General features: G+C 61.3%; 19 protein-coding genes. All 19 read left to right on the forward strand.

The window, feature by feature from the left end:
• The first annotated feature begins 4 nt into the window (after positions 1 to 4).
• The 19 genes from ACJ8KE_RS03780 (at position 5) to ACJ8KE_RS03870 (ending at position 23152) form a co-directional block, all read left to right on the forward strand.
• Complete coding sequence (locus tag ACJ8KE_RS03780; protein ID WP_048795031.1) at positions 5 to 1303, forward strand: flippase; 1299 nt, start codon at positions 5 to 7, stop codon at positions 1301 to 1303.
• Positions 1284 to 2132: an ATP-grasp fold amidoligase family protein gene (locus ACJ8KE_RS03785; protein WP_028127496.1), complete on the forward strand. Its 849-nt coding sequence runs from the start codon at positions 1284 to 1286 to the stop codon at positions 2130 to 2132. The genes ACJ8KE_RS03780 and ACJ8KE_RS03785 overlap by 20 nt, the downstream gene beginning before the upstream one ends.
• 6 nt (positions 2133 to 2138) lie before the next feature.
• Positions 2139 to 3293 carry a hypothetical protein gene (locus ACJ8KE_RS03790; RefSeq protein WP_028127495.1) on the forward strand — a complete coding sequence of 385 codons (1155 nt, stop codon included), beginning with the start codon at positions 2139 to 2141 and terminating at the stop codon, positions 3291 to 3293.
• Between the two features lie 3 nt (positions 3294 to 3296).
• Entirely contained in the window at positions 3297 to 4202 is a 906-nt protein-coding gene (locus ACJ8KE_RS03795) for a glycosyltransferase family 2 protein (RefSeq protein WP_033640053.1), read from the forward strand.
• Position 4203: 1 nt separating this feature from the next.
• Positions 4204 to 5259, forward strand: a complete 1056-nt coding sequence (locus tag ACJ8KE_RS03800) for a glycosyltransferase family 4 protein (protein WP_079449830.1) — start codon at positions 4204 to 4206, stop codon at positions 5257 to 5259.
• Positions 5260 to 5266: 7 nt separating this feature from the next.
• Complete coding sequence (locus tag ACJ8KE_RS03805) at positions 5267 to 6010, forward strand: glycosyltransferase family 2 protein (RefSeq protein WP_015378195.1); 744 nt, start codon at positions 5267 to 5269, stop codon at positions 6008 to 6010.
• 11 nt (positions 6011 to 6021) lie between these two features.
• Positions 6022 to 7881 carry a carbohydrate-binding protein gene (locus ACJ8KE_RS03810; RefSeq protein WP_033640055.1) on the forward strand — a complete coding sequence of 620 codons (1860 nt, stop codon included), beginning with the start codon at positions 6022 to 6024 and terminating at the stop codon, positions 7879 to 7881.
• A 292-nt stretch (positions 7882 to 8173) separates the two neighbouring features.
• Entirely contained in the window at positions 8174 to 11935 is a 3762-nt protein-coding gene (locus ACJ8KE_RS03815) for a nitrate reductase subunit alpha (RefSeq protein WP_079451503.1), read from the forward strand.
• On the forward strand, positions 11932 to 13476 hold the full coding sequence (gene narH, locus ACJ8KE_RS03820) for a nitrate reductase subunit beta (RefSeq protein WP_016927361.1): 1545 nt from the start codon (positions 11932 to 11934) through the stop codon (positions 13474 to 13476). Before ACJ8KE_RS03815 ends, narH begins: the two co-directional genes overlap by 4 nt.
• On the forward strand, positions 13473 to 14195 hold the full coding sequence (gene narJ, locus ACJ8KE_RS03825) for a nitrate reductase molybdenum cofactor assembly chaperone (RefSeq protein WP_079451502.1): 723 nt from the start codon (positions 13473 to 13475) through the stop codon (positions 14193 to 14195). The genes narH and narJ overlap by 4 nt, the downstream gene beginning before the upstream one ends.
• Before the next feature lie 2 nt (positions 14196 to 14197).
• Positions 14198 to 14875 carry a respiratory nitrate reductase subunit gamma gene (gene narI / locus ACJ8KE_RS03830; protein WP_016927363.1) on the forward strand — a complete coding sequence of 226 codons (678 nt, stop codon included), beginning with the start codon at positions 14198 to 14200 and terminating at the stop codon, positions 14873 to 14875.
• A 273-nt stretch (positions 14876 to 15148) separates the two neighbouring features.
• Positions 15149 to 16156, forward strand: coding sequence for a 3-oxoacyl-[acyl-carrier-protein] synthase III C-terminal domain-containing protein (locus ACJ8KE_RS03835; protein ID WP_016927364.1), 1008 nt, complete (start codon positions 15149 to 15151; stop codon positions 16154 to 16156).
• Positions 16153 to 17169 carry an NAD-dependent epimerase/dehydratase family protein gene (locus ACJ8KE_RS03840; RefSeq protein ID WP_016927365.1) on the forward strand — a complete coding sequence of 339 codons (1017 nt, stop codon included), beginning with the start codon at positions 16153 to 16155 and terminating at the stop codon, positions 17167 to 17169. The genes ACJ8KE_RS03835 and ACJ8KE_RS03840 overlap by 4 nt, the downstream gene beginning before the upstream one ends.
• Positions 17162 to 17968, forward strand: a complete 807-nt coding sequence (locus ACJ8KE_RS03845; RefSeq protein ID WP_016927366.1) for an MBL fold metallo-hydrolase — start codon at positions 17162 to 17164, stop codon at positions 17966 to 17968. The genes ACJ8KE_RS03840 and ACJ8KE_RS03845 overlap by 8 nt, the downstream gene beginning before the upstream one ends.
• Positions 17965 to 19251, forward strand: coding sequence for a F390 synthetase-related protein (locus ACJ8KE_RS03850; protein ID WP_033640061.1), 1287 nt, complete (start codon positions 17965 to 17967; stop codon positions 19249 to 19251). The genes ACJ8KE_RS03845 and ACJ8KE_RS03850 overlap by 4 nt, the downstream gene beginning before the upstream one ends.
• A complete protein-coding gene (locus tag ACJ8KE_RS03855) occupies positions 19248 to 19865 on the forward strand; it encodes a phosphatase PAP2 family protein (protein ID WP_049299154.1) in 618 nt (205 codons plus the stop codon). Before ACJ8KE_RS03850 ends, ACJ8KE_RS03855 begins: the two co-directional genes overlap by 4 nt.
• Positions 19862 to 20995 carry a sterol desaturase family protein gene (locus ACJ8KE_RS03860; protein ID WP_016927369.1) on the forward strand — a complete coding sequence of 378 codons (1134 nt, stop codon included), beginning with the start codon at positions 19862 to 19864 and terminating at the stop codon, positions 20993 to 20995. Before ACJ8KE_RS03855 ends, ACJ8KE_RS03860 begins: the two co-directional genes overlap by 4 nt.
• The gene (locus tag ACJ8KE_RS03865) at positions 20988 to 22070 is read left to right on the forward strand and encodes a fatty acid desaturase family protein (RefSeq protein WP_116403552.1); all 1083 of its coding nucleotides are present in this window, start codon (positions 20988 to 20990) and stop codon (positions 22068 to 22070) included. The genes ACJ8KE_RS03860 and ACJ8KE_RS03865 overlap by 8 nt, the downstream gene beginning before the upstream one ends.
• A complete protein-coding gene (locus ACJ8KE_RS03870) occupies positions 22067 to 23152 on the forward strand; it encodes an acyl-CoA desaturase (RefSeq protein WP_049299155.1) in 1086 nt (361 codons plus the stop codon). The genes ACJ8KE_RS03865 and ACJ8KE_RS03870 overlap by 4 nt, the downstream gene beginning before the upstream one ends.
• The last annotated feature ends 35 nt before the right edge of the window (positions 23153 to 23187 follow it).

Consider the following 23187-nt stretch of genomic DNA (forward strand, 5'->3'; position numbering starts at 1 on the left):
GCGGGTGAAGGCCATTATCACCAATGCCCTGTGGCTGATGCTGGAACGCGTTTCGCTTAGCCTGTCCGGCATCTTCGTCTCCATTTACGTTGCGCGCTATCTGGGGCCCGCCCAGTTTGGCGCTCTCAACTATCTGTTGGCGACGATCGCCATCGTGGTGCCGCTGGTGCAGCTGGGCGCCGACAGCATCATTTTCAACCGCGTCGCCCGCCGCCCGCCGAGCGGCATTCGCCTGATGTTGGCTTCGATGCGTTTGCGCCGCCGGCTGTTCCTGGTGGTGGCGCTGCCGATGCTGATATGGAGCTATTTCAGCCAGCCGCCAGCCGGTCAACTGATGACGCTGTTGCTGCTTATCAGCGCCTATTTCTCGATTCAGGACGTGTACAAAATTTATTACGATGCCCGCCTGCAGTCGAAACGCAATACGCTGATCAACAACCTGGCGCTGCTGTTGTCGATCGGACTGCGGCTGGCGCTGGTGAGCGCCGCTCTGCCGCTGGTGTGGTTCGCGGTACCCTACATCCTCAGCAGCGCCGTACCTTATCTGGTGCGCCTCTGGCTATTTCGTGGGGAAGCTGCGGCCTCGCCGCGGGTTACGCCGCGCCAGGCCGGGCGCTATGGCCGTTATTTGCTGAAAGTGGGCCTGCCGTTGGCCATCTCCAGTCTGGCGATAGTGATTTATACCCGCATCGATCAAATCATGCTGGGCAATCTGGTCGGCGAGCAGGCGGTGGGCTGGTTCAGCGCCGCGACCACCCTCAGCCAGGGGTGGGTTTTTGTGCCGATGGCGCTGATCACCTCGTTGATGCCGGGTATTGCCAACTGTCGCGACCCGTTGGAGCAGGAGTACCGCATCCGGGTGCTTTATCTGGTGGTATTGGGCCTGTCGTTGCCGGTGCTGCTGGGTCTGTGGTGGTTCGCCCACCCGGCTATTGCGCTGCTGTATGGCGCCGCTTTTCAACCGGCTGCCGACATCCTGGCTATTTGTACGCTGACCTCGCTGTTCTCAGTGATGGGGACGGTTTCGTATCGCAGCATCGTGCTGTTCGCCGGTTATCGCTTTATCGCCATCAAGATGCCGTTGGTGGCTCTGCTGAACGTGGCGATGAATCTGCTGCTGATCCCGCGTTACGGCCTGACCGGCGCTGCGGTGTCTACGCTACTGGCGGAATTCATTTCGTTCTTCGTTCTGAACAGTTTATTCCGTGGCGGGAAAATTACCCGACTGCAGCTGACCTGTTTTTACTGCCTGCCGCGTCTTGTCAGCAAATTAAGGAGAGAGCATGTTAAACACCCTGGTTAAAAGCATTTCCAAGCGCCTGCCCGATGCCTGGCACCATCAGGTTAAATACGCGCTCTATTTCAAAAAATTGCCGCACCTGTCAAAACCGACCGGCTTCAGCGAAAAGATCATGCGCCGCAAAATTTATCCGCGCAGCATCTACACCACCTTGTCGGACAAATACAAGGTCCGCGAATTTATTGCCGGCCTGTGGGGCGAAGAGTATCTGGTGGAGCTGTATGCGCATGGCACTGAACTCAGCTACGACACGTTCAGGCAGTTGCCAGACGCCTTCGTGCTGAAGGCCAACCATGGCAGCGGCTATAACCGGTTGGTGTTCGACAAGCAACAGGTTAGCTACGCGGAATTGTACGATCTCAGCAGTTCGTGGATGCGCAGCAACTTTTACGAGCAGAGTCGCGAAAAGCATTATCTGGACATCGAACCCTGCATCATGGTGGAACGCATGTTGCTGGATGGTGAGCAGGTGCCGAACGATATCAAGTTTCATTGTTTCAACGACAACCATGAAATTCGCATGTTTATCCAGGTGGATTACCAGCGTTTCGGCACCCATCGGCGCGATATTTTTGATCTCGACTGGAACCGTACCGAAATCCGCATCAACTTGCCGAATGCCGACGAACCGATGCCGCGACCTACGCGGCTGGAAGAAATGACGCGTTTGGCTCGCCAGGTTGCGCAGCAGTTCTCTTATGTCCGCGTGGATTTCTACCAGGTCGGTGAGAAGGTCTATTTCGGTGAATTGACGTTTACGCCTGGTGCGGGATTAAGCAAGCTTAAGCCGGAAAACATCGAGCAGGAATGGGGCAGTTATTTTACTGAGTAAACGCTTATGCAGAGAGTCGCCTCCAATTTTCACATGCATGCCAATGTTGGTTATAATCAGTCGCGGGATTTGGTCAATCAATCAATCATATTGACCTTCCTGTTGATCTTTTTCGTGAAAACTTTCCTGACCTCGGGATCGTTCAACAGCGAGCTGATTAATAAAACCGTGATGGGGCTCAATGCCCTGATGTTGCTCTATGTCGGCTATGCATTTTTCATCGCTACGATGGCGGAAAAAGCGGTTGCGGGTTTTTTGGTTCTGCTGTTTCTGGTTAATATCGCCACCGGACATGGCGATTACCTTTTTGGCGCGGTATTCAGCTCTGCGGTGATAATTTTATTCCGCCGCATCGAGATGGTGCGCGGCGCTGAAATGTTCGCTATCGCTTTTGTGGTTGCCGGGCTGTTGATGGTTATCCCTTATACCTTTTACACCAATGGATTTGTTTACCTTGATGAGCGCTATGGCAACAGATTAACGCTGGGTTTCGATAACCCGAATACCTTGGCGTATTATTCTTTTGCCTTGTTCGCCATGCTGCTGTGCCTGATCGACCATGCGAAATTAACGCGTGGAATGAAAAATATCGCCTCACTGGCGGTGTCGGCGTTAATTATCCCGGTGCTGATGTATTCCTATTCCCGCACCTGTTTTATGTTGGCACTGTTGATGTTGTTGCTGTTTTGGCTGGCGCCGCTGTTGCGTTTTACCCCCAATAGAAAAGTCTGCATTGCGCTGACGTTGGCCATCGTAGGCTTCCAGTTCGCCAGCGTTATACGCTGGGGGAGCAATCCGGCATTGGATGCGCTGTTGAACCAGGCGTTGACCGGGCGCATCTGGTTCTCCTGGCAGATGTTTCAGGCGGTGGGGCTACCCAATCCGCTGTTCGGCATGAATATCGAACCCTATAAGCCGGTCGATTTCTTCTTCATCGCCATGTTTTATTCGGCTGGTGGGATCGCCTCTGTTGTCATGCTTTTTTGTTATTTTCACCTGTTGGGTAATATGCGCAGGCTGAGTCGATTCATGCGCTGGGTGGTGGTTGTTTTCCTGCTGACAACTTTTACGGAAACCTATTTTTTGGTCCCGGTATTTAACGTGTCGTTATTGCTGCTTTGCCGTGGAAAAGAAATGATAAATTCTAAGTTGGAGGGTTAAGAAATGGATTTCTCGATCGTGATCCCTATTTATAATAGTGCGCGTTACCTGCCTAAAACTCTGAAGCGGATTTTCAGCGCTTGCCAAGGGTTCGACTATCAGGTGATTTTGGTTGATGATTGCTCTGACGAGGATGATATCAAATATATTCGCCAGATAGCGGCGACTAATAGCAACGTGATGCTACATGAGAAAAAACAGAAGAGCAATGCGGCGGTATCGCGCAACCTGGGCGCCAATTTAGCGCAATCGGAGATCGTGTTTTTTCTCGATTCGGATGATTACTTTACTACCAACTATATTATTCGCCGCATGAAGAAGCATGAAGATCGCCATATTGATATTATCTTCGGTAATTATGCAGAGGTGAGCGGCGATTCGGTACGCGACTTCAACTTTCACTACAAATCCGGTTCTTCCGGCGAGGATTTTCTTTTTCTGGAAATGGGCGATATTCGGTCATCCACCATCAGCATGCGTAAAAAAAGCGATCGCCGCTTTTTATTTCCCGAGTTTCTCAACAAGCATCAGGATTGGGGCTTTCTGGTCAACGCCACCAATTTGGGCGCGCAAGTGGCGTATGACGCCGGTGGCGGGGTGTTTCTCGACGTGGGGCGTTACGGACGCATGACGGCGAAGCTTAATCTGGAGGCCAGCGACCGCTTTATCAATACCTTCCTCAGCCCCAGCGATCGCCATATCAGCGGATTCGCCTGCAAGCACCTGCTGGCCTCGCTGTATTCGGAAAACGCCCAGGCGTTCAATTATTACTCGTCGCGCATCGTGCGGCACAGCCTGAGCGGCAAGTTCAAGATGATCAAATGGTATGGCGATTGTCTGACGCGGCTGGGGTTGTTCTCGGTTGGCGGCCGGCTGTTGCGCAATGTGCGCCAGGGATTCAGGAGATGATATGCAAGCACGCAAGGTAATCATCGTCATCGAAAATATGGCGGGCAAGGGCGGCACTGAACGGGTCGCCAGCGGTTTGGCCAATGCGCTGGCGCGTCTGCCGAATTACGAGGTGGCGGTGTTTTCGCTGTGTGGCGAGCGGAGCTTCTTTCCGCTGGCGAGCGACGTCCGGCTACGCTGTGGCGGCGGCGATTCGCTGTTCTGGCCATGGCGGCTGGCGTTCGCACTGCGGCGTGAACGCGCGGACGCGATCATTACCGTTTCCATGGGAAAACTGTCGGTGGTGATGACGCCTTTTCTACGTTTGTTCTGTGCCCGCAGCCGGCTGTTATTGAGCGAGCACGTCAGCTTTCACCAGTATCCGCGCGTATTTAAATGGCTGAAGTTGTTGGTTTACCGGTTGGGCGATCGCGTGATTTTCCTGACGCGGCAAGATCGCGACGCCATCGCTCGCTGGGTGGGCGCCGGGAAATGCCGGGTGATCGAGAACGTTTCGCCGTTCGGCGCACAGGCGCCGACGCCGGCGCTGCAGGAAAAGGTGGCGCTGGCGGTGGGGCGGTTGAGCAATCAGAAAGGCTTCGATCGTCTGATCGCGCTGTGGCGCGGGGTGGCGGCGCAAATGCCGGATTGGCGGCTGTTGATTATTGGCGACGGCCCTGAGCGTGACGCACTGCGGCGGCAGATTAAAGGCGCCGGGCTGGAGCGGCAGGTGAGCCTGCTGCCGGCCACCGCCGACGTGGCGGCCTATTATCGCCAGGCCAGTCTGTATTTGATGACGTCGCGCTATGAGGGGTTGCCGATGGTGCTGATCGAAGCCATGAGTTTCGGCCTGCCGTTGGTGGCCTACGATTGCAAGACCGGCCCGGCCGAGCTGATAGACAACGGCGTCAACGGCTATCTGGTGCCCGATGACGATGCCGCCGCCTTCAGCGAAGGCGTGCTCGAACTGATGCGCGACCCGGACCTGCGCGATCGCTTTTCTGTCGCCGCGCTAGATAAGTCTCGCCGTTTTTCTCCCGAACGTATTTATCCCCAGTGGCAACAGCTCATTGAGTGAGGACAGAATGGAAAAGATATCCGTGATAATGCCCGCCTACAACGCGGCAAACTCCATCAAAGAATCGATCCTTGGCGTGCTGAATCAGCAATTTACCGACTATCACCTGTATGTGATCGATGATGCGTCCACCGACAACACCGCCGAGGTGGTGCGGCCGTTTATCCACGATCGCCTCACCTATATACGCAATGAGCATAACCAGGGCGTGGCGGAAACGCGCAACATCGGCATTGAGGCGGCGAGCGGGGACTATATCGCCTTCTGCGACAGTGATGACGTATGGCTCCCCAACAAGCTGTCACGCCAGGCGAGCATTTTGCAAACCCGCCGCTATGACGTGGTGTGTTCCCATTATTACACCTTCGAAGACGACCTGAAATTGATCAAAAACACCCGTGGTGCGGATGAGCTTATCGGCTATCAGGACATGTTGAAAAGCAACTGGATCGGCAATCTCACCGGCATCTATAACCAGAAGCGCATCGGTAAGGTATATCAGCAAAAAGTGGGGCATGAGGACTACTTGATGTGGCTGGCGGTGCTGCAGAAGGCGCGTAACGGCCTGGCCTACTGCATTCCCGAACCGCTGGCCTGTTACCGGTTGTCTACCCATTCGCTGTCGGGCAACAAAATCCGCGCTGCGGACTGGCAATGGCGGATTTACCGTCAGCATTTGGGGCTGTCTTACCAGAAATCCTGCTATTTGTTCGCCACCTATCTGTTCAATGCCGTGGTGAAAAGGAAATGACCATGAGGGGGATGTATCAGCGGGCGGCTCTGGGCTGTTGCGCCTTGTGGGGCGCAGCGGCTCTGGCGCAGAACTGCCAACCCAATCTGTTGACCAACCCCGGCTTTGAGCAGGGGCTCAGCGGCTGGCGAGCGCAGGGCGCGCAGGCCGACGGCGATACGCACAGTGGCAGGGGGAGTCTGCGTTATGACAATGCAGATATAGCGCGATACCGTACCTTCAACCAGGCGCTGCAGGTTGAGCCCGGACAGACGATAGATTTCGGCGTCTGGCTCAAGACCCGCGGCGTGCGCGGGCAAAGCCGCGACGGCGGGGCTGGGGTTTATCTGCAGAGCTTTGATGCGCAGGGGCGCTTTCTGGAAGGCAGTTATCCGGCTGGGGTGACCGGCGACAGCGGCTGGCGGCAGGTGAACGCCAGCTATACCGTGCCGCCGCAGGCGGCGCGAATCACTTTTGGCGTTTATCTGCGTAAGGGGAGCACCGGTACCGCCTGGTTTGACGACGCCTATGCGTGTGCTCGCGCGTCTATGCCGGCGTTGTATCAGCTCGGCGCGTCGGCGCAGGGAAAGGTCGACACGTTGGTCGTCACTGCGCAGCCGCAGCATTTGCAGGTCGACAGCGAATTGCTCAATGCCGAGGGGCAGGTTGTTCACCGTAGCCGCGACCGTTATCAGGTTGAAGGGCAGCGCCGTATCGAATACCAACCGCCGGCCGGCCTGGCACAGGGGGAATACCGCCTGCGTCAGCAGGTCACCGGTCAGCAATCCCAGCCGGCACAGGGCAGCGAGCTGTCTTTTCGCGTCGGGCAGCCTGCGGCCAAAGTCGCGATCGACAGCGAAGGCTTTACCCTGCGCGATGGTCAACGGCTTTTCCCGTTGGGCATTTACGCCAACGTGGCTACCGATGAGCATTTGGCGCGCATCGCCTCGGCGGGATTCAACACGGTGCTGAATTATGATTATGGGGAAAAGAAAGATCCTTACGCCTTTTTCCGCAACGCAGGCAAGCGCGGGCTGCTGGTTATTTACTCCGTCAAAGATCAGTACCGCGGCAGCCGCTTCGCGCCGGCCGCGCGCGGTGGCGACTACGCGGCGATGACGGCCTGGTACGTGCAGCGCTTGCGCTCTCAGCCCAACCTGCTCGCCTGGTACATCAACGATGAACTGGGGCCGGAATATCTCGATAAGATCGAGGAAAAAAACCTGCAAATAAAGCGGCTTGACGGCGATCATCCCACCTTCCAGGTGTTGAACAAAACCGGGGAGTTGGACGCCTACTTTAACAGCAGCGACATTTTGGCGACCGACCCTTACCCTGTGGGGAACGATCGCGATCTGACGCGCACGACGCGTTATACCGAACTGACGGTGCAGGCCGCCCGCCAGGCACGCGGGGCCTGGGTGGTGATGCAAATCATGGATCACGCCGCTTATGACGCCCGCCGCAAGCCACATCCGCCGTCAGAGGCGGAAATTCGCAATCAGGCCTGGCAGGCGCTGATCGGCGGCGCCAAGGGGCTGTTGTTTTATTCTTATACCGATCTGTTTTATAAGCGTAAAACCGGCCGCTTCGACCAACGGGAGTTTGACGCCACCTGGCGTGGCGTGGCTGCCGTGTCGCAGCAAATCGCCGCCTTCACCCCTTATCTGCTGACGGGAAAATCGACGCCGCTGGCGGGAAGCGACCCGCAAATGCCGGCGCGGATGTTTATTCTGGGCGATCGCGCCTTGCTGCTGGTAGCCAATCCTTACTATCGAGAGGGAAGCACCCGCTTGCGCCTTCCGGCGGGTTGGCGGCAGCAGGGAGAGGGCACGGAGGTCAAGCTGACGTTGCCCGCCGTGGGTACCGCGACGCTGTGGCTTCAACGCTGAAAGCGACGAGTCAGCATCACGCGGGAGGTTTCTCCCGCGTCCTACCCCCAAATACCCCGCCTTGCCTCCCAGCTGTCCGCCTTCATCTTGATATTCTCCTTTATTCATTTTAATTCAATTAATTAACCTAATTTATCGCACCTATACTTTGGTGGTATTTCACCCCCGACGCGCGCGTCGCCTCCCGCTTTCTCTTGATCGCAATCAATTTGCCGCCGGTTGGCCGTCAGTAGGCTGGCGGCAGATTGAGCATGTCTTCTTATAACGACAAGAGCCTTCAGGAGCATTCCGGATGAGCAAATTTTTAGACCGTTTCCGCTATTTTAAGCAGTTGGCGGAGCCTTTTTCTGGCGAGCACGGCCAGACCTTGAACACTAACCGCGACTGGGAAGACGGCTACCGCAGCCGTTGGCAGCACGACAAAGTGGTGCGTTCCACCCACGGCGTGAACTGCACCGGTTCCTGCAGTTGGAAAATCTACGTGAAGAATGGTCTGGTGACCTGGGAAACCCAGCAAACCGACTATCCGCGCACCCGTCCCGATCTGCCCAACCATGAACCGCGCGGCTGCCCGCGCGGCGCCAGTTACTCCTGGTACCTGTACAGCGCCAACCGGCTGAAATACCCGCTGATGCGCAAGCGTCTGCTCAAACTGTGGCGCGAAGCGAAAGCGCAGCACAGCGATCCGGTCACGGCCTGGGGCTCTATCGTCGGCGATGCGGAAAAAGCCAAAAGTTACAAGGTGGCGCGCGGCCGCGGCGGTTTCGTCCGCTCCAGCTGGCAAGAGGTCAATGAACTGATCGCCGCCGCCAACGTCTATACCGCTAAAACCTTCGGCCCTGACCGCATTATCGGCTTCTCGCCGATCCCGGCGATGTCGATGGTGTCCTACGCCGCCGGCGCCCGCTACCTGTCGCTGATCGGCGGCGCCTGCCTGAGCTTCTACGACTGGTATTGCGATCTGCCGCCGGCCTCGCCGATGACCTGGGGCGAGCAGACCGACGTGCCGGAATCCGCCGACTGGTACAACTCCTCCTACATTATCGCCTGGGGCTCCAACGTACCGCAGACGCGCACCCCGGACGCCCACTTCTTTACCGAAGTGCGTTACAAGGGCACCAAAACCGTGGCGGTGACGCCGGACTATGCCGAAGTCGCCAAGCTGTGCGACCACTGGTTGAATCCGAAGCAGGGCACCGACAGCGCGATGGCGCTGGCGATGGGGCACGTGATGCTGAAAGAGTTCCATCTCGATCGCGAAGTCGGCTACTTCCGCGACTATGTGCGCCGTTATACCGACATGCCGATGCTGGTGCTGCTGGAGCCGCGTGAAGGCGGCCACTACGCCGCCGGCCGCCTGCTGCGCGCCGCCGATCTGGTGGACGGATTGGGCCAGGAAAACAACCCCGAGTGGAAAACCGTCGCTATCGACAGCCGCAGCGGCGATCTGGTGGCGCCGCAGGGCTCCATCGGTTTCCGCTGGGGCGAGAAGGGCAAGTGGAACCTGGAACAGCGTGAAGGCAAGGCGCAACAGGAAGTCGAGCTGCAGCTCAGCCTGTTGGGCATGCATGACGACGTCGCCGAGGTGGGTTTCCCGTACTTCGGCGGCGCCGACAGCGAGCATTTCAACAGCGTGGCGCTGGACGAGATCCTGCTGCACAAGCTGCCGGTGAAACGCCTGCGGCTGGCGGACGGCAGCGAAGCGCTGGTGACCAGCGTGTACGATCTGACGCTGGCCAATTACGGCCTGGAACGCGGGTTGGGCGACGCCAACTGCGCAGCCGACTATGACGAGGTCAAGGCTTACAGCCCGGCCTGGGCCGAGCAGATCACCGGCGTATCGCGCCACAACATCATCCGCATTGCCCGCGAGTTCGCGGAAAACGCCGAGAAGACCCACGGCCGTTCGATGATCATCGTCGGCGCCGGCGTCAACCACTGGTATCACATGGACATGACCTACCGCGGCCTGATCAATATGCTGATCTTCTGCGGTTGCGTCGGCCAGAGCGGCGGCGGCTGGGCGCACTACGTCGGCCAGGAAAAACTGCGGCCGCAAACCGGCTGGCTGCCGCTGGCGTTCGGCCTCGACTGGCAGCGCCCGCCGCGCCACATGAACAGCACCTCGTTCTTCTACAACCATTCCAGTCAATGGCGCTATGAAACCGTCGGCACCGACGAGCTGCTGTCGCCGCTGGCGGACAAGTCGCGCTTCGGCGGCAGCCTGATCGACTTTAACGTGCGCGCCGAACGCATGGGCTGGCTGCCGTCTGCGCCGCAGCTGGGCGCTAACCCGCTGCGCCTGGCGGAGCAGGCACGCGCGGCCGGCCAATCGCCGGTCGAATTTACCGTCGACAGCCTGAAGAACGGCTCGCTGGGCTTCGCCGCCGAGCAGCCGGACAATCCGCAGAACTTCCCGCGTAACCTGTTCGTCTGGCGATCCAACCTGCTGGGCTCCTCCGGCAAGGGTCATGAGTACATGCTCAAATACCTGTTGGGCACCGAAAATGGCATCCAGGGGAAAGATCTCGGCCAGCAGGGCGGCGTGATGCCGCAGGAAGTGGAATGGCGCGAGCAGGGCGGCGAAGGCAAGCTGGATCTGGTGGTGACGCTCGATTTCCGCATGTCGAGCACCTGCCTGTACTCCGACGTGGTGCTGCCGACCGCCACCTGGTACGAAAAAGACGACATGAACACCTCCGATATGCACCCGTTCATTCATCCGCTGTCGGCGGCGGTCGATCCGGCCTGGGACTCGAAGAGCGACTGGGAAATCTACAAGGGCATCGCCAAGGCCTTCTCCGAGGTGTGCGTCGGCCATCTGGGCCAGGAAACCGACGTGGTGACCCTGCCTATCCAGCACGACTCCGCCGCCGAGCTGGCGCAGCCTTACGGCGTACAGGACTGGAAGAAGGGCGAGTGCGATCTGATCCCCGGTAAAACCGCGCCGCACATCATCGCGGTGGAGCGTGATTACCCGGCCACCTACGAGCGCTTTACCTCACTGGGGCCGCTGCTGGACAAACTGGGCAACGGCGGCAAGGGCATCAGTTGGAACACCCAAACCGAGGTCGACTTCCTCAAGCAGCTTAACTACGTCAAGGCCGACGGCCCGGCGGCGGGGCGGCCGAAGATCGAGAGCGCGATAGACGCGGCGGAAGTGATCCTGTCGCTGGCGCCGGAAACCAACGGCCAGGTGGCGGTGAAAGCCTGGGAAGCCCTGAGCAACGTCACCGGCCGCGATCACCGGCATCTGGCGCTGAACAAGGAAGACGAGAAAATTCGCTTCCGCGACATTCAGGCGCAGCCGCGCAAAATCATCTCCAGCCCGACCTGGTCCGGTCTGGAGGACGAACACGTTTCCTATAACGCCTGCTACACCAACGTGCACGAGCTGATCCCGTGGCGCACCCTCAGCGGCCGTCAACAGCTGTATCAGGACCATGAGTGGATGCGCGCCTTCGGTGAAAGCCTGCTGGTATACCGGCCGCCGATCGACACCCGCGCCGCGCAGCCGCTGCTGAACAGCAAGCCGAACGGCAACAAGGAGAAGGCGCTGAACTTCCTGACGCCGCACCAGAAGTGGGGCATTCACTCCACCTACAGCGACAACCTGCTGATGCTGACGCTGTCGCGCGGCGGCCCGATCGTCTGGCTGAGCGAAGACGACGCCAAAGATCTGGGCATTGCGGACAACGACTGGATCGAGGCCTTCAACGCCAACGGCGCGCTGACGGCGCGCGCGGTGGTGAGCCAGCGTATCCCGGCCGGCATGACCATGATGTACCACGCACAGGAGCGCATTGTGAATCTGCCGGGCTCGGAGATCACTCGCCAACGCGGCGGCATCCACAACTCGGTGACTCGCGCCTGTCCGAAGCCGACCCACATGATCGGCGGCTATGCGCAGTTGGCCTACGGCTTCAACTACTACGGCACCGTCGGTTCCAACCGCGACGAGTTCGTGGTGGTGCGCAAGATGAACCGCATTGATTGGTTGGACGACGAAGGCAACGACTACGCGCAGGGCAGTCAGCAGGAGAACAGCAAATGAAAATTCGTTCGCAAGTCGGCATGGTGCTGAATCTGGACAAGTGCATCGGTTGCCACACCTGTTCGGTCACCTGCAAAAACGTCTGGACCAGCCGCGAGGGTATGGAGTACGCCTGGTTCAATAACGTGGAAAGCAAGCCCGGCGTCGGGTATCCGCACGCCTGGGAAGATCAGGAAAAATGGAAGGGCGGCTGGATCCGTAAAATCAACGGCAAGCTGGAGCCGCGCATGGGCAGCCGCGTCGGCGTATTGTCGAAAATCTTCGCCAACCCGGACGTGCCGGCGCTGGACGACTACTACGAGCCGTTCGATTACGACTACCAGCATCTGCACACCGCCAAACAGGGCAAGCACCAGCCGGTGGCGCGCCCGCGCTCGCTGATCACCGGGCAGCGCATGAACAAGATCGAAAGCGGCCCGAACTGGGAAGAGATCCTCGGCGGGGAGTTCGAAAAACGTTCGCAGGACAAGAACTTCGACAACCTGCAGAAGGCGATGTACGGCCAGTTCGAAAACACCTTCATGATGTATCTGCCGCGCCTGTGCGAACACTGCCTCAACCCGGCCTGCGTCGCCACCTGCCCGAGCGGGGCGATCTACAAGCGCGGCGAAGACGGCATCGTGCTGATCGACCAGGACAAGTGCCGCGGCTGGCGCATGTGCCTGACTGGCTGCCCGTACAAGAAAATCTATTTCAACTGGAAAAGCGGCAAGTCCGAGAAGTGCATCTTCTGTTATCCGCGTATCGAAGCCGGCCAGCCGACGGTTTGTTCGGAGACCTGCGTGGGCCGCATCCGCTATCTCGGCGTGCTGCTGTACGACGCCGATCGCATCGAGCAGGCGGCGGCGGTGGAGAACGACAAGGATCTGTACCAGAGTCAGCTCGATATTTTCCTCGATCCGCATGATCCGAAGGTGATTGCTCAGGCGCTGGCGGACGGCGTGCCGCAGGGCGTCATTGAAGCCGCTCAGCAGTCGCCGGTGTACAAAATGGCGATGGACTGGAAGCTGGCGCTGCCGCTGCACCCGGAATACCGCACGTTGCCGATGGTGTGGTACGTGCCGCCGTTGTCACCGATTCAATCGGCCGCCGACGCCGGCGAGCTGGCGCACAGCGGCGTATTGCCGGACGTCGAGAGCCTGCGCATCCCGGTGCAGTATCTGGCGAACCTGTTGACCGCCGGCGATACCGAGCCGGTGCTGCTGGCGCTGAAACGCATGCTGGCGATGCGCCACTACAAGCGGGCGGAAACCGTCGACGGCGTGGTGGACACCAGCGCGCTGGAGCAGGTCGGTCTGAGTGAAGCGCAGGCGCAGGAGATGTATCGCTACCTGGCGATCGCCAACTATGAAGATCGCTTCGTGGTGCCGTCGAGCCACCGCGAGCTGGCGCGCGAAGCCTTCCCGGAAAGCAAGGGGTGCGGCTTCAGCTTCGGCGACGGCTGCCACGGCAGCGATGGCAAGTTCAATCTGTTCAACAGCCGCCGTATCGATGCCATCGACGTGACCGCGAAAACCGCGCGGCCGGAGGATGCCTCATGATCAGCCTGAAAGTGATCGCCCGCCTGCTGGATTACCCGGAGCAGGCGCTGTTTGACCATCAGCAGGCGCTGATCGAAGCGCTGGAGCCGGCCAGCGAGCTGGATCTGCACCACAGCGCGCAGCTGATTCTGTTTATCCGCCGCCTGTGCGCGCGCCCGTTGCTGGACGCGCAGGCTGACTATTGCGAACTGTTCGATCGCGGCCGCGCCACCTCGCTGCTGCTGTTTGAGCATGTGCACGGCGAGTCGCGCGATCGCGGCCAGGCGATGGTTGACCTGATGGCGCAGTACCGCGCCGCCGGGCTGGAGATCGACAGCCGTGAGCTGCCGGACTTCCTGCCGCTGTACCTGGAGTATTTGGCCAGCCGCAGCGCGGCGCAGGCGCGGGAAGGGCTGCGGGACATCGCGCCGATCCTGGCGCTGCTGGGCGCGCGTCTGCAGCAGCGCGAAAGCCCGTACGCGGTGCTGTTTGATCTGCTGCTGGCGCTGTCCGGCAGCGAGGTGCAGGCCCAGGCGCTGGAGATGCAGGTGGCGCAAGAGGCGCGCGACGATACGCCGCAGGCGCTGGATGCGGTGTGGGAAGAGGAGCAGATCAAGTTTCTCGGCGAACAAGGCTGCGCCTCCGCCCAGCAGACGGCGCACCAGCGGCGCTTCGCCGGCGCGGTGGCGCCACAGTATCTGGACCTGACGGATGCGTTAACCGGAACCAAAGGACGCTAATCATGCAATTTTTGAATCAGTTCTTCTTCGATATCTACCCTTATCTGGCCGGCGCGGTGTTCCTGATCGGCAGCTGGCTGCGTTACGACTACGGGCAGTACAGCTGGCGCGCCGGCTCCAGCCAGATGCTGGATAAAAAGGGCATGCGGCTGGCGTCCAACCTGTTCCACATTGGCATTATCGGCATCTTCGCGGGCCACTTCCTCGGCATGCTGACGCCGCACTGGATGTATGAGGCCTTCCTGCCGATCGACGTGAAGCAGAAGCTGGCGATGATCGCCGGCGGCGCCTGTGGCCTGATGACGCTGATCGGCGGCGCGCTGTTGCTGAAGCGCCGGTTGACCAACCCGCGGGTACGCGCCACCAGCAGCTTCGCCGACATCATGATCCTGACGTTGTTGGTGGTGCAGGTGTGTCTGGGGCTGCTGACCATTCCGTTCTCCGCCCAGCATATGGACGGCAGCGAAATGATGAAGCTGGTGGCCTGGGCGCAGGCGGTAGTGACCTTCCACGCCGGCGCCTCTGCGCACCTGGCAGGGGTGGCGCTGATCTTCAAACTGCACATGGTGCTGGGGATGACGCTGTTCGTGCTGTTCCCGTTCTGCCGCCTGGTGCATATCTGGAGCGCGCCGGTAGAGTACCTGACCCGCCGTTATCAGCTGGTGCGCAACCGCCGCTGAGCCTGACCCCGCCGCCGCCGATCGCCAGCGGCGGCGCTATTCCGATAATTCCCCCGCCGTCTGCCCATTCTCGCCGCCTTGTCGTAAACTCACTATCTCAGTTATGTTACGCTTATGCTTCCGCCGACGGACGTCGGCCCGTGGTAGTCGATAACAAGAGATACCGCCTTGATGAAAGGCATTTTGGGACATAAAAACCGGGGATGATCCGCGTGGCCTTCGTGCCGTGCGGGAGAATCGCTTTATGGATAGTCAGGTTAATCAATAACAATAATGACCACACAATGTCGCTCACCCGAGCTGTTGCCTCTGAAAATCATCGCCACCGGGGCCGCATTGCCGCCCAACCGCGTGGCCTCCTCTACGCTCGACGCTCGCTTGGGGAAACCGGCCGGTTACGTTGAAAAACGCTCGGGCATCGTTTACCGCTATCACGCCGCCGACGACGCCAGCCAGGCCGAGCTCGCCGCCGCTGCGCTGCAAGATGCGCTGGCTCGCCGCGCCATTCCGGCAGACTCGATCGATCTGCTGATCTCCGCCTCGGCGATTTCGGTGCAGGCATTGCCGTGCACCGCCGCGCATATTCTCAAGGTGGCGGGGCTGGCGGCGGGCACGCCAGGCTTCGACATCAACAGCAGCTGCGTCAGCTTTATCTCTGCGCTGCAGGTGGCGGCGGGGCTGCTGAACGCCGGAACGTATCGGCGTATTGCCATCGTCTCAGCGGATCTCGCTTCACGCGGCATCGACTGGCAGCATGAAGAGTCGTCGCTGATCTTCGGCGACGGCGCCGCCTGCGCTATCGTAGAGCGCGGCGACGGCGCCAGCGGCATCCTCGCCAGCCTGGTGGAAACCTACCCCGGCGGCAGCGAACTTTGCGAGATCCGCGCCGGCGGCACGCGCCGCAACCCGCGCGCCGGCATGTGCGAGCAAGACTTCCTGTTTCATATGCAGGGCAAGCCGCTGTTCCGTCAGGCGTCGGCGCTGATTGAGGGCTACCTCGATCGGCTGCTGAGCGCCAGCGGCTTGACCCTGGCGCAGATCGCCACCGTGGTGCCACACCAGGCCAGCCATTTGTCGCTCGAACACATGCGCAAGCGGCTGCACGTTTCGAGCGAGGCGCTGGTAGATATCTACCGCCACCACGGCAACCAGGTGGCGGCGTCCATCCCGACGGCGCTGCATGCCGCCGTGACCACCGGGCGCTTCAACCCCGGCCAGCCGGTGATGCTGATCGGCACCGCCGCGGGGCTGGCGTTGGCCGGCATGGTGTTGCTGCCATGAGGGTGCTGGTCACCGGGGCGACCAGCGGGCTGGGGCGCAACGCGGCGCAGTGGCTGCTGGAAGCCGGACATCAGGTGCGCGCCACCGGCCGCGATGAACGGGCCGGCGAAGCGTTGCGTCAGCTGGGCGCCGAGTTTTGTGCGCTCGATCTGGCGCAGGCGACGCCGCAGCAGTGCCGGCAGCTGGTGACCGACTGCGAGTGGGTGTGGCACTGCGCGGCCAAGTCTTCCCCCTGGGGCGGCAAAGCGGAGTTTCACCGCATCAACGCCGCGGCGACGGAGAAGCTGGCGGAGGCGGCGGGGCGCTGCGGCGTGCGGCGCTTCGTGCATATCTCCACGCCGGCAATCTACTTCGATTTTCAGCCGCATTACGATCTTGACGAGGGTTACCGCGCCCGGCGCTTCGCCAATCACTATGCCGCCAGCAAGCACGCCGCCGAACAACGCCTGTTGGCGCAGGCGAAGATCTATCCGCAAACCACCTACATTATGCTGCGGCCACGCGGCCTGTTTGGCCCGCACGATCGGGTGATCGTGCCGCGGCTGTTGCAGCAGCTTGAACGCGATCGCGGCGTATTGCGATTGCCCGGCGGCGGACAAGCGCTGCTGGATCTGACCTTTGCCCCCAACGTGGTGCACGCGATGGATCTGGCCAGTCGGCAGCGCGGATTGCCGTCCGGCGCCGTGTACAACATCACCAACCACCAACCGCAGCGGCTGGCGGAGATGCTGGATGCGCTGCTGCGTCAGGAGCTGGGGCTGAGTTACCGGCTGCAGGCCGTGCCCTATCCGCTGCTGCATACGCTGGCCGGCGGCATGGAGCTGTGGGCGACGCTGAGCGGCAAGGAACCGCTGCTGACGCGCTACAGCGTGGCGGCGGTGCATTTTGACATGACGCTGAACCAGACTCGTGCGATCGAAGAGTTGGGCTATCGGCCGCGTTATTCGATGGAAGAGGGCATTCGTCTGACCGGCGAGTGGCTGCGGCGGCAAGGAGGCGGACAGCATGGCTAAGGTCACCGTTTTTGAAGTGGGCTATTGCACGCATATCGGCTGCATGGCGCTGCGCGGCGCCGGGTTCCGGGTATGCAAATTCCCGGCGCGCGCCTATCTGCTGGAGGTGGGGGAGCGCCGCTGGCTGTGGGATACCGGCTACGCGCGTTATTTTCAGCAGCACACGCAGTCGGGGGTGTTCAGCCTTTATCGCCGCATGACGCCGGTCTATTTCGATCCCGCCGAGTCGCTGGCGCACCAACTGCGCGAAGCCGGTTACGCCGAGGGCGATATTCAGGCGCTGATCGTCTCGCATTTTCACGCGGACCACATCGCCGGGCTGCAGGATTTCAGCCAACTCGACTTTATTTGCTCCGGCGAAGGCTGGCGGCAAACCCGTGGATTGCGCGGTTTCGCGGCGCTGAAGCGCGCCTTTATTCCCGGCCTGATCCCGGCGGATTTCGAGAGCCGCCTGCAGTTTATGGAGGCTTTTCCCTCGGTGGCGTTGCCCGCGCTGCTGGCGCCGTTCGATCGCGGTTACGCGCTGCCGGGCAGCGAAGGGCAGATCGTGTTGGTGCCGCTGCCGGGGCATGCGGCCGGCCATATCGGCGCCTTTATTCTCACCGACGCCGGCTGGACGCTGCTGGCCAGCGACGCGGCTTGGTCGCCGCAGAGTTACCAGACGCTGCGCGGGCCTTCGCGCCTGGCCAATCTGGTGATGGACGATGCGGCGGCGTACACCCGCACGCTGGAGCGGCTCAACCAGCTGTGGGCGGGCGGGCAGGTCAACATTTTGCTGTGCCACGAGGGGGATCTGTGATCCCTTTCATGACCCTTTGGCACTATTTCCGCGCCCGGCGCCTGCGCTTTGGCGATCGTGCGGCGCTGGAGGCGCATCAGGCCCGGCAGCTTGAGAGCTTTGCCCGCCGGGTGCTGAGCAAGAGCCCCTATTTTCAGCGTTTCAGCCGCCGGCCGTTCGCCGAATGGCCGCAGATGGACAAGGCGCTGATGATGGCGCAGTTCGACCGGATGAACACCGCCGGGCTGCAGCGCGATGCGGTGCTGGCCTGCGCGCAGCGCAGCGAGGCGGATCGCGATTTCACGCCGAAGATCGGGCGCTACAGCGTCGGATTGTCGTCCGGTACCTCCGGGCAGCGCGGCGTGTTTGTCGTCAGCCCGCGCGAGCAGCAGGTGTGGGCCGGCGGCATGCTGGCGAAGATGCTGCCGGACGGGCTGTTGGCCGGCGAGCGCGTTGCGCTGTTTCTGCGGGCGGACAATAATCTCTATCACAGCGTGAACAACCGTTGGCTGAGCCTGGCGTTTTACGATCTGCTTGCGCCGTTCAGCGAGCATTTGCCCGCATTGGAACGGCAGGCGCCCAGCATCATCGTGGCCCCGGCGCAGGTGCTGCGCGCCTTGGCGCTGGCGGTGCTGGCCGGGCAGGTGAAATTGCCGGTCAAAAAAGCGATCTCGGTGGCCGAGGTGTTGGAAGAGCAGGACCGCCGCCTGCTGCTGCAGGTATTTCCGGCGGTCGGCGAAGTGTATCAGGCCACCGAAGGATTTCTTGCCGCAACCTGCGCGCACGGTACGCTGCATCTGAACGAAGAGTTTTTGCATATCGAACCGCAGTGGATCGACGAACGGCGTTTTACGCCGTTGATCACCGACTTTACCCGCAGCACGCAGCCGATCGTGCGTTATCGGCTGGACGATGTACTGGTGCTGCGCAAGGAACCCTGCCCGTGCGGGCAACCGACGCGGGCGATCGCCCGTATCGAGGGGCGGCGCGACGATCAACTGATGCTGCCCGATGCGCAGCGGCAACCGCAGGCGGTGTTCGCCGATGCCTGCAGCCGAACGATCGCCAATGCGCTGCCGCTGACCAGCGATTACCGCCTGATCCAGCGCGGCGAACGGCGGTTGGAATTGATTGCCGATTGCAGCCCGGCGGCGTTGGCGCATTGTCAGGCGCAGCTGATCGCGCTGTTCGCTCGCCAGGGCATCGCCACTGAGCGCCTCGAATGGCGGCTGACGGCGCAGACGGTACTGCCGCAGTTCGATCGCAAGCGGCGGCGCATCGTTCGCCAGGCGGAGGAAACATGAAAAATACGCTGTTCAGACTAGGACACATGTTGCTCGGCTGGGGCACGGTCGGGGTGGTGTATAGCCTGACCGATCGCTTGCAGGGAGCGGGAACCTTGCTGCCGCCGTCGGCGCTTGACCGGGCGATCCCGTTCAGCCCCACGGCCATCTGGCTCTATCTCTCTTTCTTCCTCATCGTTCCGGCGGGTTATCTGCTGGCGCCGCTGCAGCGGGTCACATGGCTGACGCGGGCGATGCAGCTCACCGCGCTGGGCGCCGGGGCGGTTTATCTGCTGTGGCCGACCACCATGGCTTATCCGCAGAACGATGGCGTCGGGATCAGCGCGCAACTGCTGGCGGCGTTAACCCAGGTGGACTCGCCGCAGAACTGCCTGCCTTCGCTGCATATGGCGCTGACGGTGCTGGCGGTGTGGGCGCTGAGCGACGGCGAGCGCAAAGTGCGCACGGCGCTGTGGATGCTGTGGGGCGTGGCGATCGCGTTCTCGATTCTGCAACTGCGCCGGCATTTGTTTGTCGATTTGGCCGGCGGCGCGCTGCTGGCGCTGTTCGCCGGCTGGCTGGCCCTGCGCATGAACACCCTGCGCCGGCGCGCGGTTAAAGGAGAAGTGGGATGAGCGATCTGGCATTGCCGATAGTGTTCATGCTGTTCATCGTGGTGGCCGAGGCGGTGGCGCTGCAGTGGGGGCGTCGCGAGCCGGTCAACTGGCACGATCTGGTGTTCAACCTGAACTCCGGCCATATCATGCTGTGGCTGTTCCGCGGGCTGGAGATCACCTGCTACGGCTACGTGGCCGCGCATTTCAGCCTGGGGCTGCTGGACGCCTGGCCGCCGCTGTTGATGTGGCTGTTTGCTTTGCTGGCGTGGGACTTCGGTTTCTACTGGCTGCACCGTCTGCATCATCGTTTCCGCCTGCTGTGGGCGGTGCATGTGGTGCACCATCAGGGCGAGCATTTCAATCTGTCGCTGGGGGTGCGCAACTCCTGGTATTCGTCACTGACGTCGATCCCGTTCTTTTTGCTGCTGGCGCTGGCGGGCGTGCCATTGCCGGTGTTCGTCGCGGTCTCGATTTTTCACTACAGCATTCAGCTGTTCAACCACAACGCGCTGACGCCGAAGCTTGGCGTGCTGGAGAAAGTCCTGGTCACGCCGGCGCATCACCGAGTGCATCACGTCAAGGACATGGCCTATTCCAATAAGAATTTCGGCGGCAGCTTTATCTTCTGGGACAAGCTGTTCGGCACCTTCTGCCCGGCATTGCCGACCACGCCGTTCAGCTACGGCGTCAGCGGCGACAGGCCATCCGCCAACCCGTTCTGGGCGAGCAATCTGCCGTTCCTGCGCTATTTCCGTATGGCATGGCGCCCGGCGCCGGGCCGGCTACGCGACCGCCGTTCGGCGCTCAGCGTATTCAGCGGCGCCATGCTGCTGTTCTCGCTGGTGGTCGGTTACGTCTACCAATACGGTTACGGCTACGGCGACATCAGCTGGCCGCAAATGGCGCTGCTGGTGCTGCTGGCGTTGGGCTCGGTGGCGCTGGGCGGCATGACGGAAGGGCGATCTTGGGCGAGCGCCGTCTGGTTGCTGGTCGCGTTGGGCATGCCGCTGCTGTTTATCGGCTACCTCGGCTGGCCGCAGCGTTATTGGCATATCGCCATGGCCGCCGTGGCGTTGCATGCCCTGTGCGTCGCGCTGGGCTGGGGACGGGGGGCCGCACCGGCCGCCGTGGAGGAACCGCATGGCTGAAACATTGCCGCCGCTGCGTTTTCCCGCCGATGGCGAACAGGCATTCCACCGCGATCTCAAGCGCGCGGCGCACGCCTGCCTGGCGGGCGATCATCGCTATGCCGATGCCGCGCGATTGGCCAAGGCTGTGCTGTTGCTGGCGCTGTGTGCCGGGTTTTACGCGCTGAGCCTGCTGCAGCATCAGCCCTGGGCGTTTTTCCTCTGCTATTTCCTGTTCGTGGCCATGGGCATGCTGCTCAACGTCAACGTCAACCACGATGCTTCGCATAACGCCTTCTTGCGCGCGCCCTGGGCGAATCGCCTGGTGGGGCGACTGGTGACGCTGCCGCTGGGCGTCGATCCGGACTATTGGCGCACGCGGCACGTGGATTACCACCACGTCTACGCCAACGTCGAACACTACGATCTGGACACCGAAGAGAATGGCTTTTTCCGCCAGACGCCGTTCCAGCGCTGGCGACCGCATATGCGCTATCAGCATCTGTACTGGCCGCTGATCGCCGCGCTCTCCTTGCCTTACATCGCGTGGATTTTCGATTGGTCCGATCGGCTCGATAAAACGCCGCTGCGGGAAAAACGCGTGCTGGCGGGACGCGGCGGTTGGGCGTTGTTCGTGCTGAGCAAGTTGCTTCATGTGGCGCTGGTGCTGGTGGTGCCGCTGATCGTGGGCCACCAGCACGGCATCGGTTGGGGCTGGGTGTTGCTGGCCTATGCGGTCGGCCAGATGTGCGCCTCGCTGCTGGTGGTGTTCCTGCTGCTGGGCACCCACTGGGCGCAGGCCGAGTTTTACCCGGTGCCGACGGGTGACAGCATGCCGCAAGGCTGGTACCGGCACAATTTCGCCACCGCCTGCGACTGGCAACCCGAGCCGCACTGGCTGGAGCACCTGACCGGCGGGCTGAACTATCACCTGACGCATCACCTGTTCCCCGGCTGGAATCACCGCCACTACCCGGCGTTGGCCGCGGCGCTGGCAGAGGTGGCGCAGCGGCACGGCATGGCGTATCGCTGCATCGGCTATCGTGAATTGCTGGCGCAACAACAGCGCTTTTTGCGCCGGATGGGGCAGCCGTGAAACCGCTGCGTCCGTTAGCCTATCGGCGCGACGACAGCGGGTTGCACCGCGCGCTGATGCAGGCCGCCCAGCACTATCTGGCGGCCAACGGCGATCACCGTTTCGCCGACGGCGGCATGTTGGCGAAGGTGGCGCTGCTGCTGGCGCTGTGTGGCCTGTGTTACGGGCTGGGCCTGCAGCAGCAGAACGGCTGGGCATTTTTCGCCTGCTATTTCGGTTTTATCTTTATCGGCATGTTCCTGACGGTGAACGTGGTGCACGACGCCTCGCACAACGCGTTTTTCCGTCGGCCCTGGGCCAACCGCGGGCTGAACGCCCTGGTGAGCGTGCCGCTGGGGCTGGATCCCGACTGCTGGCGCGTGCGGCACGTGCTGTTCCATCATGCCCATAACAACATCGAACATTACGATCCCGACATCGACGCCAATGGCGTGCTGCGGCAAACGCCGTTCCAGCGCTGGCGGCCCTTTATGCGCGCGCAGCGTTACTATTGGCCGCTGGTGGCGGCGCTGACGTTCCCGTACTACATCTGGCTGTTCGATTGGCTGGACAGGGCGGGCCGCACCCGCGTGGCGGCGCGCATGGCGCAGCAGGGCGCGCGCGGCTGGTGCGCGTTTCTGGCGGGTAAGGCGGCGCACCTGCTGCTGGCGCTGGCGATCCCGTGCTGGCTGCTGCCGCCGGCTATCGGCATCGGGCAAATTCTGCTGGTCTACTTGCTGAGCCAGATGCTTTCTTCCTTGCTGTTCGTGATGTTGATCATCGGCACCCACTGGGCCAAGGCCAACTTTTATCAGGCGCCGGCGCAGGGCGCGATGCCGCACGGCTGGTATCACCACGTGTTCGCCACCACCTTCGACTGGCTGACCCGGCCGCGCTGGCTGGGATACTGGCTCGGCGGAGCGAACCTGCATTTGACGCATCATCTGTTTCCGCACTGGAGCCACCGCCATTACCCGGCGCTGAGCCGCATCATCGGCGAGGTGGCGCCGCGTTTCGGCATCGACTACCGCCTGCTGGAACTGGAGGAGCTGCTGCGCCTGCAGCAACGTTTCCTCAGCGCGATGGGGCGCAAGCCGCAATAGCGTTGCATGCGGATTGTGCGAGGCGTTACGCAGTT

The organism is Serratia sp. CY56464, from assembly GCF_052168435.1.
Classification (GTDB): domain Bacteria; phylum Pseudomonadota; class Gammaproteobacteria; order Enterobacterales; family Enterobacteriaceae; genus Serratia; species Serratia marcescens.

What these genes read in the sequence shown, in the direction of transcription:
- ACJ8KE_RS03795 (WP_033640053.1), top strand. Translation starts at nt 3,297, where the DNA reads ATGGATTTCTCGATCGTGATCCCTATTTATAATAGTGCGCGTTACCTG.
- ACJ8KE_RS03810 (WP_033640055.1), top strand. Translation starts at nt 6,022, where the DNA reads ATGTATCAGCGGGCGGCTCTGGGCTGTTGCGCCTTGTGGGGCGCAGCG.
- ACJ8KE_RS03845 (WP_016927366.1), top strand. Translation starts at nt 17,162, where the DNA reads ATGGCTAAGGTCACCGTTTTTGAAGTGGGCTATTGCACGCATATCGGC.
- ACJ8KE_RS03840 (WP_016927365.1), top strand. Translation starts at nt 16,153, where the DNA reads ATGAGGGTGCTGGTCACCGGGGCGACCAGCGGGCTGGGGCGCAACGCG.
- ACJ8KE_RS03815 (WP_079451503.1), top strand. Translation starts at nt 8,174, where the DNA reads ATGAGCAAATTTTTAGACCGTTTCCGCTATTTTAAGCAGTTGGCGGAG.
- ACJ8KE_RS03805 (WP_015378195.1), top strand. Translation starts at nt 5,267, where the DNA reads ATGGAAAAGATATCCGTGATAATGCCCGCCTACAACGCGGCAAACTCC.
- narI (WP_016927363.1), top strand. Translation starts at nt 14,198, where the DNA reads ATGCAATTTTTGAATCAGTTCTTCTTCGATATCTACCCTTATCTGGCC.
- ACJ8KE_RS03790 (WP_028127495.1), top strand. Translation starts at nt 2,139, where the DNA reads ATGCAGAGAGTCGCCTCCAATTTTCACATGCATGCCAATGTTGGTTAT.
- narJ (WP_079451502.1), top strand. Translation starts at nt 13,473, where the DNA reads ATGATCAGCCTGAAAGTGATCGCCCGCCTGCTGGATTACCCGGAGCAG.
- ACJ8KE_RS03855 (WP_049299154.1), top strand. Translation starts at nt 19,248, where the DNA reads ATGAAAAATACGCTGTTCAGACTAGGACACATGTTGCTCGGCTGGGGC.
- ACJ8KE_RS03835 (WP_016927364.1), top strand. Translation starts at nt 15,149, where the DNA reads ATGACCACACAATGTCGCTCACCCGAGCTGTTGCCTCTGAAAATCATC.
- ACJ8KE_RS03865 (WP_116403552.1), top strand. Translation starts at nt 20,988, where the DNA reads ATGGCTGAAACATTGCCGCCGCTGCGTTTTCCCGCCGATGGCGAACAG.
- ACJ8KE_RS03785 (WP_028127496.1), top strand. Translation starts at nt 1,284, where the DNA reads ATGTTAAACACCCTGGTTAAAAGCATTTCCAAGCGCCTGCCCGATGCC.
- ACJ8KE_RS03800 (WP_079449830.1), top strand. Translation starts at nt 4,204, where the DNA reads ATGCAAGCACGCAAGGTAATCATCGTCATCGAAAATATGGCGGGCAAG.
- narH (WP_016927361.1), top strand. Translation starts at nt 11,932, where the DNA reads ATGAAAATTCGTTCGCAAGTCGGCATGGTGCTGAATCTGGACAAGTGC.
- ACJ8KE_RS03860 (WP_016927369.1), top strand. Translation starts at nt 19,862, where the DNA reads ATGAGCGATCTGGCATTGCCGATAGTGTTCATGCTGTTCATCGTGGTG.